The sequence below is a fragment of the Microbacterium sp. UMB0228 genome (assembly GCF_002871415.1).
Classification (GTDB): Bacteria; Actinomycetota; Actinomycetes; order Actinomycetales; family Microbacteriaceae; genus Microbacterium.
Map to the genome: position 1 here is coordinate 262752 of NZ_PNFU01000004.1, position 14724 is coordinate 277475.

General features: G+C 70.4%; 19 protein-coding genes and 4 tRNA genes. 10 read left to right on the forward strand and 13 right to left on the reverse strand.

The annotated features are described in order from the left end of the window. The first annotated feature begins 14 nt into the window (after nt 1-14). The 4 genes from CJ226_RS11820 to CJ226_RS11835 all read left to right on the forward strand — a co-directional run bounded on the left by CJ226_RS11820 (nt 15) and on the right by CJ226_RS11835 (nt 3122). Entirely contained in the window at nt 15-620 is a 606-nt protein-coding gene (locus tag CJ226_RS11820) for a hypothetical protein (RefSeq protein WP_146008243.1), read from the forward strand. A 113-nt stretch (nt 621-733) separates the two neighbouring features. Next, the gene (locus CJ226_RS11825) at nt 734-1354 is read left to right on the forward strand and encodes a copper resistance CopC family protein (protein WP_257996634.1); all 621 of its coding nucleotides are present in this window, start codon (nt 734-736) and stop codon (nt 1352-1354) included. A gap of 11 nt (nt 1355-1365) precedes the next feature. Further along, entirely contained in the window at nt 1366-1896 is a 531-nt protein-coding gene (locus CJ226_RS11830) for a copper chaperone PCu(A)C (protein WP_102209273.1), read from the forward strand. Next, on the forward strand, nt 1896-3122 hold the full coding sequence (locus CJ226_RS11835) for a Dyp-type peroxidase (protein WP_102209274.1): 1227 nt from the start codon (nt 1896-1898) through the stop codon (nt 3120-3122). The genes CJ226_RS11830 and CJ226_RS11835 overlap by 1 nt, the downstream gene beginning before the upstream one ends. A gap of 10 nt (nt 3123-3132) precedes the next feature. On the opposite strand, the gene CJ226_RS11840 is transcribed toward CJ226_RS11835, so the two are convergent. Together CJ226_RS11840 and CJ226_RS11845 are read right to left on the reverse strand one after the other, a co-directional pair. Continuing rightward, nucleotides 3133-3885, reverse strand: a complete 753-nt coding sequence (locus CJ226_RS11840) for an MBL fold metallo-hydrolase (protein WP_102209275.1) — start codon at nt 3883-3885, stop codon at nt 3133-3135. Next, on the reverse strand, nt 3882-4382 hold the full coding sequence (locus CJ226_RS11845; RefSeq protein WP_219719909.1) for a DUF6098 family protein: 501 nt from the start codon (nt 4380-4382) through the stop codon (nt 3882-3884). Before CJ226_RS11845 ends, CJ226_RS11840 begins: the two co-directional genes overlap by 4 nt. 186 nt (nt 4383-4568) lie before the next feature. Here CJ226_RS11845 and CJ226_RS11850 point away from each other — a divergent pair, with 186 nt between their 5' ends. Beyond that, the gene (locus CJ226_RS11850; protein ID WP_102209276.1) at nt 4569-5042 is read left to right on the forward strand and encodes a DUF4383 domain-containing protein; all 474 of its coding nucleotides are present in this window, start codon (nt 4569-4571) and stop codon (nt 5040-5042) included. A gap of 75 nt (nt 5043-5117) precedes the next feature. Here CJ226_RS11850 and CJ226_RS11855 read toward each other — a convergent pair whose 3' ends face one another. The 5 genes from CJ226_RS11855 to CJ226_RS11875 all read right to left on the reverse strand — a co-directional run bounded on the left by CJ226_RS11855 (nt 5118) and on the right by CJ226_RS11875 (nt 6444). Then, entirely contained in the window at nt 5118-5447 is a 330-nt protein-coding gene (locus CJ226_RS11855; RefSeq protein WP_102209277.1) for an ATP-dependent DNA ligase, read from the reverse strand. A gap of 171 nt (nt 5448-5618) precedes the next feature. Beyond that, nucleotides 5619-5939: a hypothetical protein gene (locus CJ226_RS11860; protein ID WP_257996637.1), complete on the reverse strand. Its 321-nt coding sequence runs from the start codon at nt 5937-5939 to the stop codon at nt 5619-5621. 207 nt (nt 5940-6146) lie between these two features. After that, nucleotides 6147-6221, reverse strand: a tRNA-Val gene (locus tag CJ226_RS11865). A 27-nt stretch (nt 6222-6248) separates the two neighbouring features. After that, nucleotides 6249-6319 (reverse strand) — tRNA-Cys (locus CJ226_RS11870). Nucleotides 6320-6371: 52 nt separating this feature from the next. Continuing rightward, nucleotides 6372-6444 (reverse strand) — tRNA-Gly (locus CJ226_RS11875). A gap of 151 nt (nt 6445-6595) precedes the next feature. On the opposite strand from CJ226_RS11875, the gene CJ226_RS11880 reads away from it, so the two are divergent. Continuing rightward, nucleotides 6596-6668, forward strand: a tRNA-Val gene (locus CJ226_RS11880). Between the two features lie 86 nt (nt 6669-6754). On the opposite strand, the gene CJ226_RS11885 is transcribed toward CJ226_RS11880, so the two are convergent. Further along, on the reverse strand, nt 6755-7720 hold the full coding sequence (locus CJ226_RS11885; RefSeq protein ID WP_102209278.1) for a TIGR03885 family FMN-dependent LLM class oxidoreductase: 966 nt from the start codon (nt 7718-7720) through the stop codon (nt 6755-6757). Between the two features lie 103 nt (nt 7721-7823). On the opposite strand from CJ226_RS11885, the gene CJ226_RS11890 reads away from it, so the two are divergent. Further along, entirely contained in the window at nt 7824-8249 is a 426-nt protein-coding gene (locus tag CJ226_RS11890) for a GIY-YIG nuclease family protein (RefSeq protein WP_102209279.1), read from the forward strand. 111 nt (nt 8250-8360) lie between these two features. Then, nucleotides 8361-8534 (forward strand): hypothetical protein, encoded by a 174-nt coding sequence (locus tag CJ226_RS18120; protein ID WP_180964589.1) that lies wholly within the window; start codon nt 8361-8363, stop codon nt 8532-8534. Between the two features lie 60 nt (nt 8535-8594). On the opposite strand, the gene CJ226_RS11895 is transcribed toward CJ226_RS18120, so the two are convergent. From CJ226_RS11895 to zapE, 4 genes are all read right to left on the reverse strand, one after another. Further along, entirely contained in the window at nt 8595-8981 is a 387-nt protein-coding gene (locus CJ226_RS11895; protein ID WP_102209280.1) for an SPW repeat protein, read from the reverse strand. An 83-nt stretch (nt 8982-9064) separates the two neighbouring features. Then, on the reverse strand, nt 9065-9658 hold the full coding sequence (locus CJ226_RS18305; RefSeq protein ID WP_102209281.1) for a type II toxin-antitoxin system PemK/MazF family toxin: 594 nt from the start codon (nt 9656-9658) through the stop codon (nt 9065-9067). Between the two features lie 19 nt (nt 9659-9677). Continuing rightward, a complete protein-coding gene (locus tag CJ226_RS11905) occupies nt 9678-10916 on the reverse strand; it encodes an ammonium transporter (RefSeq protein WP_102209282.1) in 1239 nt (412 codons plus the stop codon). 134 nt (nt 10917-11050) lie between these two features. After that, complete coding sequence (gene zapE, locus CJ226_RS11910; RefSeq protein WP_025103553.1) at nt 11051-12088, reverse strand: cell division protein ZapE; 1038 nt, start codon at nt 12086-12088, stop codon at nt 11051-11053. Between the two features lie 144 nt (nt 12089-12232). Here zapE and CJ226_RS11915 point away from each other — a divergent pair, with 144 nt between their 5' ends. Then, complete coding sequence (locus CJ226_RS11915; protein WP_025103554.1) at nt 12233-13126, forward strand: sulfurtransferase; 894 nt, start codon at nt 12233-12235, stop codon at nt 13124-13126. A gap of 18 nt (nt 13127-13144) precedes the next feature. After that, nucleotides 13145-13576: a SufE family protein gene (locus CJ226_RS11920; RefSeq protein ID WP_025103555.1), complete on the forward strand. Its 432-nt coding sequence runs from the start codon at nt 13145-13147 to the stop codon at nt 13574-13576. Here the strand turns inward: CJ226_RS11920 and CJ226_RS11925 are convergent. Then, entirely contained in the window at nt 13560-14717 is a 1158-nt protein-coding gene (locus tag CJ226_RS11925) for a S9 family peptidase (protein WP_102209283.1), read from the reverse strand. The genes CJ226_RS11920 and CJ226_RS11925 overlap by 17 nt on opposite strands. Nucleotides 14718-14724 lie beyond the last annotated feature (7 nt).

The following is a 14724-nucleotide window of genomic DNA, read 5'->3' on the forward strand; positions in this document are numbered from 1 at the left end:
GCAGACTGGTGCCCGTGAGCCCGTCCCGCAAGCCCGCCCTCGTGCGGGGCTTCGCGACCTCGTCGCTCGCGATCTTCGTGGCTCTCGCCGGTCACGTGAGCGGCGGCGGACAGATGCCGGGCCCTCTGGGCATCCTCGTGCCCTGGCTGTTCGCCTTCATGGTGAGCGTGCTCCTCGCCGGGCGGACGCTCTCCCTCACCCGGCTCACCCTCTCGGTGGCCGTGAGCCAGTTCCTGTTCCACGTGCTCTTCGTGCTCGGCACGGTCAGCGCGTCCGGCGTGGCTGTCCGCCATGTGCACGGCGCTCCGCTCGTGCTCCCCGCGGCCGAGGGCACGGCCGTCGTCGCGACCGCCGACGCCTCGATGTGGCTCGGGCACGCCCTCGCTGCCCTCCTCACCGTGACGGCGCTCCACCGCGGGGAGCGGCTGCTCCTCACCCTGCGCGCGCTCGCCGTCCGAATGGTCCGCTGGGTGCGCCGGCGTGCCGACGCGACGCTCGCCCCGCGCGCCGCCGCTTCTCCGTTCCGCCTCGCCGGGCTCTTCCTCGTGCCGGCGGGCCGTGGTCTGCGCCTCCTCGCTCCGCTTCTCGGGCGCGCCCCGCCCTCTCTCCCCGCGCTCTGATCCGCGCCCGCGGCCTCCCGCCGTGCGGTGCGTCCTCGCGCCGTCCCCGCTGACGCGCGCGTCCGAACGCAGGTACCCGCGTCGCTCGGCGACGTCTGAAGAGAGGCTCTTCCATGTCCCCTGTCCGCAGATTCGCGGCCGGGGCGGTGCTGGCGGCTGTCGCGATCCTCGCGACGGCAGCGCCGGCGACCGCCCATGACCAACTCATCGAGAGCAGCCCCGCCGACGGGGAACGGCTCGACACCGCGCCCGTCAGCGTCACCATGACGTTCTCGGGCGAGCTCCTCGTGCTCGACGAGTCGACCGCCGGGGCCGTCGTCCTCGTGGTCGACGCGGAGGGCGAGGACTGGGCGACGGGCGAGGTGGAGGTGCGCGGACGGAACGTCACCGCCGCCCTCCTGCCCGACATGCCGGACGGCGGGTACCAGGTGCGCTGGCAGGTCGTCTCCGAGGACGGGCACCCGATCGCGGGGGTCATCCCCTTCGCCGTCGGAGACGCCGTCCCGCTGGAGTCGACGGGGAGCCCGGAGCCGACCGCGTCCGCCCCGGGCGGATCGTCGGCCGCACCGGATCAGAACGCAGACGAGACGGGCGGCCCGGTCCGGGTCCTGCTCGTCGGTGGGGCGGGCGCGGCACTCGCCGTCGCCGCCTTCGCCGCCCTCCTCATCCTCCGCCGCCGTCGCGCGGCCGCCGTGGCGCCGGAATCCGGCGACGACACGGCAGAGAACTCCTGAAAGGCATCATCATGAACACTCGCACTTCTCTCCCCCGCCTCGGCGCGGTGATCGTCCTCTCGCTCGTCGCGCTCACCGGGTGCGCTGCGCCCACAGCCGAGACCCCGACTAGCGCCCTCGCCGGTGACGATCTCCGGATCGACGACGCCTGGGTCAAGGCGGCCGACGACGGCATGTCCGCGGCTTTCGGCGTGCTCGTCAACGAGGGCGAGGAGGACGTGACGGTGACATCGGTCACCTCCGCTGCCTCGCCGATGATCGAGCTGCACGAGACCGTGGAGAACGAGGCCGGGGAGATGGTCATGCGGGAGATCGCCGGGGGTTTCGTCGTCCCCGCCGGCGGCAGCCTCGCCCTCGAGCCCGGAGGGAATCACATCATGATGATGGATCTCTCCGAGCCTCTGGAAGCCGGTGACGAGGTCGCTTTCACCGTCACCCTGTCGGACGACTCCACGTTCGAGTTCGACGCGCCGGTGAAGGACTACTCCGGCGCGAACGAGAACTACGACGGGGCCGACGACCACGAGGGCATGGACCACTGATGACCGCGCGCGTCTCGGGCGCGCGCACCGGCCGCACCGGCTCGACCCGGCGGCAGTTCCTCCTCGGAGGGGCTGTCGCCGGTGTCGGCGCCGCCGTCGCGGTCGGGGCCGACCTCGCCCTCACGCGAGCGGACACGGAGGCTCCCGCGGCCCCCGCACCGCTCAACGGCTCCCTCACCGTCCCGTTCCACGGTGTCCATCAGGCAGGGATCGACACCCCTGCCCAGGCGCACGGCTCGTTCGTGGCGCTCGACCTCCGGCCGGAGGTCGACCGCGACGGACTCCGCCGGCTCCTGCGTATTCTCACGGACGACGCGGCGCGGCTCACCCAGGGACGATCGGCGCTCGCAGACTCGGAGCCGGAGCTCGCACTCGCCCCGGCCCGGTTGACGGTCACGTTCGGGTTCGGCCCGACTCTCGTGGCGCGGGCCGGCGGCAGCAGTCCGTCCTGGCTCGCTCCGCTGCCCGCCTTCCGGGTGGACCGCCTGCAGCCGGAGTTCTCGGACGGAGACCTGCTCCTGCAGTTCGCCGCCGACGACCCCCTGACCGTCGCGCACGCGCAGCGTATGCTCCTGAAGGACGCGCGCGGCTTCGCGACCGTCCGGTGGATCCAGCAGGGCTTCCGCCGCGCGCACGGCACCGAGCGACCGGGGACGACCATGCGGAACCTCTTCGGTCAGGTCGACGGCACGAGCAACCCGCAGCCGGGGACCGAGGACTTCGACCGGGTGGTGTGGAGCGATGACGGCTGGCTCGCCGGCGGCACGGGCATGGTCCTGCGCCGCATCCGCATGGACCTCGACGCCTGGGACCGCCTGGATCGCGGAGGCCGCGAGGCCTCGGTGGGGCGGACGCTCCGTGACGGGGCGCCGCTCACGGGGACGTCGGAGTTCGACGAGCCGGACTTCGACGCGACGACGGCCATCGGGTTCCCCGTCATCCCGGCGTTCGCGCACATCCGGCGCGCACGCGGGGATGGGACGGAGCGCATCTTCCGCCGGGCGTACAACTACGACGAGCGCCCGGCCGGAGACGGCGTCTCCGAATCCGGGCTGCTCTTCGCCGCGTTCCAGGCCGACGTCGCGCGGCAGTTCGTCCCGATGCAGCAACGGCTCGACGAGCTCGACCTGCTCAACGAGTGGACGGTCCCGATCGGATTCGCCGTGTTCGCGGTGCCCCCGGGGTGCGCGGAGGGCGGCTACATCGGGGAGACGCTGCTCGACTGAGGGTGAGGACTCAGTGGGGTCCGCGTCGCCGGGCGGCGGCGACGGCGGGCCCCACACCGTCCAGGACGGGTTCTCCGTGACCCGTCAGGACGACCCGCGCGCTCGTGCGTGCCAGGGTGTCCAGCGACTCCATCGCCTCCGTGGTGTCGGCCGTGGCCGCGCTGGCGACGATCTGGGGCCCGGTCTCGCCGGTGTACGGGTCGAGCGTCACGAGGGCGTCGCCGGCGATGAGCACCCCGGACTCCTCGAACAGGTACGCGCAGTGTCCTTCCGTGTGCCCGGGAGTCCACAGCGCGATCGGGGTCCCAGGGGCGTCGATCGGATGCTCGTGTCTCACGCGCGGCTGCGCCTCGACGCCGCGGACGTTCAGGGCTCCGGCGAGTGCCATCCGGGTGATCGTCGGGATCCCCCGCGGATGGGTGAGCACGTAGGGGACGCGCGGTGAGGCCGGGCGGTAGCTGTAGGGATGACGGGCCAGTTGTGCGTCGCGAGGGTGGACGAACACGGAGACCCCCTCCTCGTGCAGCCCGCAGGCGACACCGACGTGGTCGAAATGCCCGTGGGTCAGGACGACCGCATCGATGTCGGACTCCGTCGCCCCGAGGTGGCCGAGCAGGTCGCGCAGCACGCCCCGGCTGCGCGGCAGTCCCGCATCGAACAGCGTCAGCCCGTCCGCGGTCTGCACGAGGTAGCAGTTGACGTCCGCCACGCTGATGCCGAAGAAGCCGGGAACGACCTCCGTCCACTGCCGCCCTCTGCTCATCCCTGGTCCTCCTCGTCGTCGGCGGGTCCGCGCCCCGCATCGAAGTTGCGCTCGTACCGTTCCCTGGCCTCGAGCAGCACGTCTGCGCCGATCACGGCGATGGGTTCCACCTCTCGCAGCAGCGGCTCGCAGTCGGGCCCCCGACCGCAGTGCTCTCCACGGAGGACCCAGGCGATGCGCTGCGGATCCTTCTCGGCGAGGTGCCGGTACTGGCAGAGTTGGCGCGCCAGCCAGTCCTCCAGGGGACGCGTCCACCACCGCTCGGCGTCGAGAGGATTGACGGAGAGGCCGGGGAGCTCGAGTCCGCTCTCGGTGTCGACGCTGGAACGGCGTGCATCCGCATCCGGCCCCTCCGAGTAGCGGACGTGCAGGCCGGGGCATGCGCGGACGACGGCGGCCAGCTGCGCCAGATGGTCGATGCGTCGCAACCCGGTCGCGGCGTCGCGATCGGGAGGAGAGACGGGCCCGCAGGTGCGGTCGAGAGCAGCATCGGTCATGGCCCGAGCGTAAGAAGCGGCGGTGACGACGCCGAGGGGGATTGACAATCCGGGCTTCGAGCGCATCATCGCCGGGGCGCTCGCGGACGCGAGAAACTACCGCGCCGCTTCCGCCGCGTCAATGCCCTCTCAGCCCGTACCCAGGGGTTCTACCTTCGGGCAACCGCACCCACCTTGGAGGGGATCATGAGCGACACCACCCGCACCACCCGCTACGCCGAGACACCGATCCAGAAGACGGCGCTGATCGTCGGCATCGTCTTCCTCATCGTCGGCATCGCCGGCTTCATCCCCGGCCTGACCCACTCGGCCGAACACCTGCACGGAGCCGGAGCAGCGTCGGAGGCTCTGCTCCTCGGCCTCTTTCAGGTCTCGGTCCTGCACAACGTCGTGCACCTGCTGTTCGCCGTCGCGGGCATCGCGCTCGCCGCCTCGCCGCGAGCCTCCCGCCTCTACCTCATCATCGGCGGGCTCGCGTACCTCGTCGTCTGGCTGTACGGCCTCATCGCGGTCGGCAACGAGCAGCTGAACTTCCTGCCGGTGAACAACGCCGACAACTGGCTCCACCTCGGTCTCGCGATCGGCATGGTGCTGCTGGGCATCTTCGTCAGTCGAGAGCCGCGCGTCCCGCGGAACGGCGCAGGCACCGCGCGCGTCTGACCCTCGGTGCACCACGTCGGGACGCCTCCTCCTCGCCTCGCGGAGGGGGCGTCCCTGCTGTCGCCGTCCCGTGCCCTACGACAGGTCCAGGTTGCCGGTGACGGCGCTCCCGGCGGGCTCCGGCACCAGATACAGACCACCGGGCGAGTTCGCCGTGTACGCCAGCGCGTCGACCCAGGCGCGGTTGATCTCCGGCTGGCGGCTGCCGACGTACTTGAACACCATGGAACTCCCGGCGTGGAGCCAGACGGTGATCCGTCCGCCCCCGATGCTGGCGTCCTCCTTCCAGGAGTACGGGAAGGGCTCGCCCCGCCGCAGCTTCGCGGTCATCACGAGCTGCAGATGCCGCAGTGCGCGATCCTCGACCTCGATCTTGGTGCTTCCTTCGTAGATGAATCTGCCCATGTTCGCCCTCCTGGGATGATCGCCACGAAATCTCGTCCCACGGAGGTGCGATCGTCGATCGCCGGTGGTGATGTCCGTCCACCCTGCCACCGGCACCGCACCCGGAAGGACGAAGACAGCGTTGTGCGGACAGGAAACGAACAATTCGTGCGAGCGGTGTCCACTCCCCGGTCACGCCTCCACCGGCTGCACGGCGTTCCCCCAGACCCAGCAGCGGTAGGTGCGCTCGCCGGCACGGAACTCGATGCCCGCCGCAAGCGGAGTGGAGCGGACGACCTTGGCCTCCACACGGATCGCCTCCGGGCCGAACCGCACCCACGCCCGCACCCGCCGCTGGAGCGCGTGCGGATAGACGGTGACGGCGGACTCGCGCAAGGCGAGCTCGCGATCGGACAGGGACTGCAGGGGGCCGCGGCGTGCGGCGGCCTCGATGGCCTGATGCTGCGACCGCATGTCGTTGTACGCGGAGAGCGCGCGACCCGAGTTCCCCACACCGGCTCCTTCCTCCGGCCTCTTCCAGGATACCGATATTCGAACACATCTTCGAACTCGACCCCGAGGGCGCGGACACGCAGATTCGCACCCAGGTCGCAGGGCTCCGCCGTGAGGCTGCGACCTCGCGCGGATCTGCGACCCCGCGCGGAGGGAAGGACGCCCCGCGGGCAAGAAAAAACCCCCGGCAGAACCGGGGGTTTCAGGTGGTGCGCGATACTGGGATCGAACCAGTGACCTCTTCCGTGTCAGGGAAGCGCGCTACCGCTGCGCCAATCGCGCCCGTTGGGGCTATTCAGTTTTCCCGTGAGGTGGCGACGGGATTCGAACCCGTGTAAACGGCTTTGCAGGCCGGTGCCTAGCCGCTCGGCCACGCCACCGTGTGGATTGACCCCACGTGCCGCCGATCTTCGAGAAGATCTACTGCACTCGAGCGGATGACGAGACTCGAACTCGCGACCCCAACCTTGGCAAGGTTGTGCGCTACCAACTGCGCTACATCCGCATTTCGTTCCCGGTTGTCCCGGGCACTTATGAAACATTAGCCGATGATCCGCGCTCCACCAAACCCGTGGCGAATCTCGCGCGTGTCTCCCCGACTGGTCATCGAGGCGCCCGCGGGTCGGGTAGTATCGGTTGACGTACCCCGCGGGTATGGGCGATTGGCGCAGTTGGTAGCGCGCTTCCTTCACACGGAAGAGGTCATCGGTTCGAGTCCGGTATCGCCCACAGAATCCCTCCGAAGGCCCCGATCATCCGGGGCCTTCGGCGTTTCCACCGGTCAGAGGATCCCGCCGTCCCGAGGCGCGCGACACTCACGTGCGCTCCCTCAGGGCGGGCAGGATCTCGGACGCGGCCGCCTTCAGGAACCCGGTCTGCTCCCGACCGACGTGGTGCAGGTAGATCCGGTCGAAGCCGACACCGACGAGCTCCGCCAGTCGTCCCGCGAGGGAACGGGCGTCATGATCGACGAGGACCGCCTTGCGCAGCCCCGCTTCGTCGACCTCGCCCACCGCGGCGTCGAAGTCCTCCGGCTGTTCGATGTTCCACGCGAGCGGCGGGGTGACCACACCCTGCCGCCACTGCTCCTTCGCGGTCGCGTACGCCTCGGCATCGTCGGCGCCCCAGCTCACGTGCGTCTGCAGGATGCACGGCCCCTGTCCCCCGGCGGAGCGGTAGGCCTCGACCACCCTCCGGAGCGCGGACGGCTCCTGCGCGACGGTCGCGAGCCCGTCCGCCCACCCGGCCGCCCACTCCGCGGTCTCCGGACTGACGGCGGTGGCGAAGAGGGGTGGCGGCTGCGCCGGCCGGGTCCAGATCCGCGCGCGGTGCACGCGCACGAGACCGTCATGGTCGACCTCCTCTCCGGCCAGCAGCCGACGGATCACGTCCACGCTCTCGCGCAACCGCGCGTTCCGGACGTCCTTGGCGGGCCAGACGTCGCCGGTCACGTGCTCGTTCATGGCTTCCCCGCTGCCGAGCGCGCCCCAGAACCGTCCGGGGAACATCTCCTCCAGCGTCCCGAAGGCCTGAGCGACGATCGCCGGGTGGTATCGCTGTCCCGGCGCGTTGACCATGCCGATCGAGAAGCGGGTGCGGGCCAGCGCCGCGGCGATCCAGCTGAACGCGAATCCCGACTCCCCCTGCTCGGGCAGCCACGGGGCCAGGTGATCGGAGCACATCGCCCCGTCGAAGCCGGCCCACTCCGCGCTGACGACCGCGTCGAGCAAGGCGCTGGGCGGGATCTGCTCATGGGAGGCGTGGAATCCGATGAAGACCATAGGCCGAGTCTGGCAAGCGACGACGCCCCACGGCAGTGGTTGACAGAAGCGCCGGGTACTGGCAGGTACGGCCGATGTCCGAGGGCGGACGTAGGCTGCACCGGTGCCGAAACCCCGCCTTCTCCCCGGACCCTGCCCGCTCTGCGGCGGTCTCACCGGGCTGCGGACGGACGATGCCTGGCATTGCGTGCTCTGCGGCTGGCGCTACGGGGACTCCCCCGACCCCGACCTGCCGTTCCCGCGGATCGACGTCGTGTACTACCTCCGGTACGACCGCAGGGTGAAGATCGGCACGAGCAGGCAGCCACGGCGCAGACTCGCGAGCATCCGTCACGACGAGCTCCTCGCCTTCGAACGGGGCGACCGGGTGCGCGAACAGCAGCGTCACCGCGAGTTCGCCTCCGCGCGCGAAGGCGGCGAGTGGTTCACCCTGACGCCCGAGATCGGCGCTCACATCGCCCGCTTGCAGCAGGACGGCGACCCCTGGCACCAGTACGCCCGCTGGCTCAGCGCCGCTCTCCGGGGCTGAGCCGCCTATCACCAGGCGCCGGATCGCACCAGGGGATCCCGTCCTTCGCGGACAGCAGGCAGACTCGCCGATGAACGGGCGCACCCGGCGCCCCGCGTGAGAGGACCGGACATGAACGGACGAGAGAACATCCCCGCCGACGACGTCAGCGCGCAGGATCCGCTCGCCGGCGACGGGAGCGGCGACCCGAACAGCGACCGCCAGTTCCTGCAGGATCTGCCTCCCGCCCAGGTCGACACCGAGCAGCAGCAGGAGCATCAGGCCAAGGCCGACGACGAGGAGTAGTCCTCGCGACGACGAGGGGCGACCGGATCGGCATCCGGTCGCCCCTCGTCGTGTCCGGCGTCAGGCGGTCGCCGCGCGTCCGCGGGTGCTCTGCGGCTGGGGCTGAGAGAACAGCACGACGACGATGACGGCGGCACCGACGACGACGTGCGGGAGCCAGACGTTCAGCGCCTCGTCCGCGAAGCCGAACAGCCACGGCGACAGGGCGAGGAAGAGGCTCGCCACGATGTCGAAGACGAGGTGCACGGGCATGGGGATCAGACCGAACGGACCCCACTCGTACTTCGTGAAGAGGCTGTAGACGATGAGGCCGACGCCGAGGACGATCGGGATGACGACGGGGGCTCCGCCCATGCCGGCGAAGCCGAAGAGCCAGGGCGCGGCGATCAGAGCGATTCCGACGACGTAGTCGAGAACTCCATGGACCTTGGTCGGGATGAAACGCATGATTCCTCCTTGGGTGCCGCCGGCGGCGACTCACAGGAAGGTTCGGAGCCCTGCCCCCATCGGATGGGAACGCGGCATCCGCCTCAGCTCTGCGCCCACCCGTATCGCCGCTGGAGCGCCGCGGCGACCCGGGCGTACCGGGTACGGTCCAGGGCCGCCGCCTCCCGGCGGAGACCACGCTCGTGGACGCTGTAGAGCTGTTCGATATCGACCCAGGACTCGCGGCCCTGCCCGTCCCACTCCCCGCTCCCGATCGAGAGGTAGTCGCGGTCGCCGTCGTGCGGCTGGCTGGTCATCCGCACCGCGTACACCCGTTCGGAGGACTGCCGCCCGATCACCAGCACCGGTCGGTCCTTGCCTCGGCCGTCGTTCTCCTCGTACGGCACCCAGGTCCAGACGACCTCGCCCGCATCCGGGGCCCCGTCCCGCTGCGGCGCATAGGACACGCGGACGGCCGGCATGCGCCCGGCGTCGAGCCGCACGGTCTCGGTCCCGCGGGCGCGTCCCGGCTCGACGCCGGCCTCCGATGCCGACCGCCGCTCGCGCTCCTCTGCCGTCCGCAGACGCGCGTCCGGGCGCCGCGGACCGGGAGAGGTCCGCGACGCCCGGGGGGAGCCCACTGCTCGGCGCAGGAGATCCGCGAGTGTCTTCAGGATGCCGTTGCTGGTCGTGCCCACACGGTCACCCTAACCGTCGTCACGCGTTCGCGAGAGCGTAGCCCTCCTCGCCGTGGACGACCTGGTCGACACCGGCGATCTCGTCCTCGTTCGCGATGCGGAACCCGATCGTCTTCTGTATCACGAAGCCGATCACCCAGGCGACCACGAAGGAGTAGATCAGCACGCCGGCGGCGGCGATCACCTGGACGGCGAGCTGGCGGGCGTCGCCACCGACGAAGAGGCCGGTGCCGGTGGCGAAGAAGCCGAGGTACACGGTGCCGATGAGACCGCCGACGAGGTGGATGCCGACCACGTCGAGCGAGTCGTCGAACCCGAGGCGGAACTTCAGCTCCACCGCGAGGGCGCAGACGATGCCGGCGACCGCGCCGAGCAGGAGGGACCACCCGGGGGTGAGGTTGGCGCACGCCGGGGTGATCGCCACGAGGCCCGCCACCGCACCGGAGGCGGCTCCGACGGACGTGGGCTTGCCGTCCTTGATGCGCTCGATGAGGATCCAGCCGAGGATCGCGGCCGCCGTCGCGCCCAGGGTGTTCAGGCCGATGAGGCCGACGCCGCCCATGTCCTCGGCCAGCCACTCCGCACCCGCGTTGAAGCCGAACCAGCCGAACCACAGCAGGGCGGCGCCCAGCAGCGTCAGCGGCACGTTGTGCGGCTTGAGGATGCCCTTCTGGAAGCCGATGCGCTTGCCCAGCACCAGGGCGAGGGCCAGCGCCGCGGCGCCCGCGTTGATGTGCACCGCGGTGCCGCCGGCGTAGTCGATCACGCCGATGCCGCTGTCCTCGCCGAACAGGGTGGTGCCGAGGTTCATGATCCAGCCACCGCCCCAGACCCAGGCGGCGACCGGGAAGTAGCCGACCGTGGCGAAGACGCCCGCGAAGATCAGCCAGCTGCCGAACTTCGCCCGATCGGCGATCGCCCCGGAGATGAGGGCGACGGTGATGATCGCGAAGGTGGCGCCATACGCGACGCTGAGGAGGGCGACGTTCGACCCCTCACCCGAGGCGAGGCTGGACAGGCCGATGTCCGCGAAGGGGTTGCCCGCGAAGGCCGTCGGGCTGTCCACGGCGCTCATCGAGAAGCCGAAGAGAATCCACAGCACGGCGACGAGTCCGATCGAGCCGAAGCTCATCATCATCATGCTGACGACGCTCTTCGCCTTGACGAGACCGCCGTAGAAGAACGCGACGCCGGGCGTCATGAGCAGCACCAGTGCCGTCGCGGTGATCGCCCACGAGATGTTGCCGGGAGCATCCATAGGAAAACCTCACATCCGAAGTAGTTGAGAGCTTCAGTGTGACCACGGGCGATTTCGCCCATGCGTGAGGTTTGTTTCCCCGCGGTTACAGCCCGGCTCCGGGTGTGAACATCGCGTTACGCGGGACTGCGGGCTTACGCAGAATGCGTGAGCGCGTTGAGCCGGGAGATGGCGCGCAGGTACTTCTTGCGGTAGCCGCCGGCGAGCATCTCGTCGGAGAACACGGCGTCGAGCCCGAGGCCCGTCGCGAGGATCGGGATCTGGGCGTCGTAGACGCGGTCGACGAAGGCGACGAACCGCAGGGCCTCGGACTGGTCGGTGAGCTGGCGCACGCCCCGCAGCCCCACCCGGTGCAGGCCGTCGATGAGCCGGATGTAGCGCGAGGGGTGCACCTGCGCCAGGTGCCGGATGAGGTCGTCGAACGCGTCGTCAGAGACGGCGCCGTCCGCCGCGGCGGCGTCTACGGCGGCGCTGTAGGCGGCATCGTCCAGCGCCACGGCGTGACCGTCGATCGCGCGCTGCCGGAAGTCGACGCCGTCGATGCGCAGGGTCTGGAAGCTGTCCGACATCGCGTGGATCTCGCGGAGGAAGTCCTGCGCGGCGAAGCGCCCCTCGCCGAGGGCGTTCGGCGGCGTGTTGGACGTGGCCGCGAGCCGGGTGCCGGTGGGCACGAGCTCCCCGAGCAGACGCGTCATGACCATGGTGTCGCCCGGGTCGTCGAGCTCGAACTCGTCGATGCAGAGCAGATCGGCGCCCTTGAGGAGGTCGACGGTGTTCTTGTAGCCGAGGGCACCCACCAGGGCGGTGTACTCGATGAACGAGCCGAAGTACTTCCGTCGCGCCGGCATCGCGTGGTAGATCGAGGCGAGCAGATGGGTCTTGCCCACGCCGAAGCCGCCGTCGAGGTAGACGCCGGGCTTGAGCTCCGGCTCCTTCTTGGCCCGGCTGAACAGACCGCCGCGCTTGACGGGAGCGCCGCGTCCGGCGAAGCGGAGCAGCGTCTGCTTCGCCTCCTCCTGGGACGGGTAGGCGGGGTCCGCCCGATAGCTGTCGAACGTGGCGTCGTCGAACTGCGGCGGCGGCACGAGGCTCGCGAGCATCTCGGGTCCGCTGACCGTCGGCGTGCGCTCGGTGAGGTGGACGGTTCCGGTGCGGGTGGTCGGGTCGGTCATCACGGTCCTGAATCAGGCAACGGCCTGTGTCGAAGTCTTACGGATCGGGTCCCGGGGGCGCGCGGAGGATCTATCGTCGAAGGGACGGATCCACACTACGCCGTCCGCACCGCCCGCTCGCCCGCTCACCGCTACGGAGACCCCATGGCCATCGAGTTCGACTCCTCCTCCCCCAAGTTCGCCGAGTACGCCGAGCCCGGCCGCCTGGTGACGACCGAGTGGCTCGCCGCCCACCTGGGAGAGCCCGGCCTCGTGGTCGTCGAGTCCGACGAGGACGTCCTCCTCTACGAGACGGGCCACATCCCCGGAGCGGTGAAGGTGGACTGGCACACCGAGCTGAACGACCCGGTGGTGCGGGACTACGTCGACGGCGAAGGCTTCGCCGAGCTGCTCAGCCGCAAGGGCATCGCCCGCGACGACACGGTCGTGATCTACGGCGACAAGAACAACTGGTGGGCCGCCTACGCGCTCTGGGTGTTCTCCCTCTTCGGCCACGAGGACGTGCGCCTCCTCGACGGCGGTCGTGACCGCTGGATCGCGGAGGGCCGCGAGCTCACCCGCGAGGCGACGAACCGCCCCGCCACGGAGTACCCGGTGGTGGAGCGGGATGACACGGCCATCCGCGCCTACAAGGAGGACGTGCTCGCCCACCTCGGCAACCCGCTCATCGACGTGCGCTCGCCGGAGGAGTACAGCGGCGAGCGGACCACGGCTCCCGCCTACCCGGAGGAGGGGACGCTGCGGGCCGGCCACATCCCCACCGCGCAGAGCGTGCCGTGGGCGAAGGCGGTCGCCGAGGACGGCGGCTTCAAGAGCCGTGCGGAACTCGACGCCATCTACCGGGACGGCGCCGGGCTGCAGGACGGCGACGACGTCGTGGCCTACTGCCGCATCGGGGAGCGCTCGAGCCACACGTGGTTCGTGCTGAAGCACCTCCTCGGCTTCGAGAACGTCCGCAACTACGACGGCTCGTGGACGGAGTGGGGCAGCGCGGTGCGCGTCCCGATCGTGACGGGTACCGAGCCCGGCACCGTCTGAGGTGGGAGAATGGCGGGGATGAACGCCTCCGCCCTGCCCGAGACCCTCGCCGAGATCCGCGACGGATTCCTGGAGACCCCGGAATCGGATCGCCTGCTGCTGCTCCTGGAGTACGCGGACGAGCTGCCCGCCGTCTCCGATGAGGTGGCGGCGCATCCGGAGATGTGCGAGCGCGTCGCGGAGTGCCAGTCGCCGGTCTACATCTACGTCGAAGTCCACGACGACGTCGTGACCATGCACGCCACGGCTCCGGAAGAGGCGCCGACGACCCGGGGGTTCGCGAGCATCCTGGTGCAGGGTCTCACCGGACTGACGGCGGATGAGGTCCTGGCGATCCCCGAGGACTACCCGCAGTCGATCGGGCTCACGAAGGCGGTGTCACCGCTGCGGATCGGCGGCATGACCGGCATGCTGATGCGCGCCAAGAACCAGGTCAGGCAGAAGCGCTGAGTCCCTGCGCTGCGAGCCACTCCGTGATCGCTGTGGTCCAGCCCTTCTCGTCGTAGTTCCAGAGCTTGGTGTGCCTCGCGACCGTGAAGCGCGGCATGGTGACGAGGTCCGGCCGCGCCTCCTGCAGGGCGTGCGAGGCGTCCGCGGGGACGAAACCGTCGTCGTCGCTGTGCAGGATGAGGATCGGCGCGTGCAGTTCGTCGGCACGGGCGACCATGTCCAGGCGGTCGAACAGGATGGGTTCGTCCGCGCCGCTGAGCTTCGCCGTGAGCGGCAGCTCCAGCGCCCCCATCGCGAGGGCGGGCAGGGGCTCGCGCACTCGGGCGACCCGCGCCTGGAAGCGCAGCACGGTGCGCCAGTCCACGACCGGCGACTCGAGGATGATGCCCGCGATGCGATCGCGATGGCCGGAGTTGACCGCAGCCTGCAGGGACACCGCCCCGCCCATGGACCATCCCATCAGCACGACCCGCTCCGCGCCGTGACGCAGCGCGTAGGCGATCCCGGCGTCCACGTCGCGCCACTCCGACGCCCCGAGGGCGTAGGCGCCCGCTCTGGTGCGCGGGGCCTCGCCGTCGTTGCGGTAGGACACGACGAGAGTGGGCAGCCCCGCCGCGTGCATCACCGGCACGGCACGGAGGCATTCGGCCCTGGTCGTGCCCCGACCGTGCACCGGGATGACCCAGGTCGAGGAGTCCCCGGGGAAGAACCATGCGGGGCACGGTCCGGCCGGAGAGCCGATGAGCACGTTCTCCCAGCGCAGGTGCAGCTCGCTCGGCGACATGTAGTAGCTGCCGCTGAAGGACGCACCTCGGTCCACCCTGGCGCCGGGTTCGATCTTCGTGAGGAGCTTGCGCCGCACCGTCGTGCCGTCGGCGCTGAGGACGGCACCGAGCTTGACGTAGCCGTAGGTGCCCGTCGTGAACAGGCCGTATCGCCCTGGGAGCTCGGTGTCGAGCGTGCGGCGGAGCTCGATCGTCTGGGCGCCGGTGTCGATCGCGAGGATCTCGGTGTCCTGGATGCGGCTTCGCAACGGGGTGACGACCCGGCGCGCCACCGCGATCACGAGGACCCCGACGGCGGCGCCCACAGCGAGGAGCGCGGGGACAACGATCGCAACGGCGTGCCTGAGACTCTTCATCGCCTTC

Bases quoted from the DNA above. Each gene is read 5' to 3' on its own strand.
- CJ226_RS11920 (WP_025103555.1), top strand. From the start codon at position 13,145: ATGAACGCCTCCGCCCTGCCCGAGACCCTCGCCGAGATCCGCGACGGA.
- CJ226_RS11830 (WP_102209273.1), top strand. From the start codon at position 1,366: ATGAACACTCGCACTTCTCTCCCCCGCCTCGGCGCGGTGATCGTCCTC.
- CJ226_RS11915 (WP_025103554.1), top strand. From the start codon at position 12,233: ATGGCCATCGAGTTCGACTCCTCCTCCCCCAAGTTCGCCGAGTACGCC.
- CJ226_RS11905 (WP_102209282.1), bottom strand. From the start codon at position 10,916: ATGGATGCTCCCGGCAACATCTCGTGGGCGATCACCGCGACGGCACTG.
- CJ226_RS11825 (WP_257996634.1), top strand. From the start codon at position 734: ATGTCCCCTGTCCGCAGATTCGCGGCCGGGGCGGTGCTGGCGGCTGTC.
- CJ226_RS11885 (WP_102209278.1), bottom strand. From the start codon at position 7,720: ATGGTCTTCATCGGATTCCACGCCTCCCATGAGCAGATCCCGCCCAGC.
- CJ226_RS11850 (WP_102209276.1), top strand. From the start codon at position 4,569: ATGAGCGACACCACCCGCACCACCCGCTACGCCGAGACACCGATCCAG.
- zapE (WP_025103553.1), bottom strand. From the start codon at position 12,088: ATGACCGACCCGACCACCCGCACCGGAACCGTCCACCTCACCGAGCGC.
- CJ226_RS11855 (WP_102209277.1), bottom strand. From the start codon at position 5,447: ATGGGCAGATTCATCTACGAAGGAAGCACCAAGATCGAGGTCGAGGAT.
- CJ226_RS11835 (WP_102209274.1), top strand. From the start codon at position 1,896: ATGACCGCGCGCGTCTCGGGCGCGCGCACCGGCCGCACCGGCTCGACC.
- CJ226_RS11840 (WP_102209275.1), bottom strand. From the start codon at position 3,885: ATGAGCAGAGGGCGGCAGTGGACGGAGGTCGTTCCCGGCTTCTTCGGC.
- CJ226_RS11895 (WP_102209280.1), bottom strand. From the start codon at position 8,981: ATGCGTTTCATCCCGACCAAGGTCCATGGAGTTCTCGACTACGTCGTC.
- CJ226_RS11925 (WP_102209283.1), bottom strand. From the start codon at position 14,717: ATGAAGAGTCTCAGGCACGCCGTTGCGATCGTTGTCCCCGCGCTCCTC.
- CJ226_RS11845 (WP_219719909.1), bottom strand. From the start codon at position 4,382: ATGACCGATGCTGCTCTCGACCGCACCTGCGGGCCCGTCTCTCCTCCC.
- CJ226_RS18120 (WP_180964589.1), top strand. From the start codon at position 8,361: ATGAACGGACGAGAGAACATCCCCGCCGACGACGTCAGCGCGCAGGAT.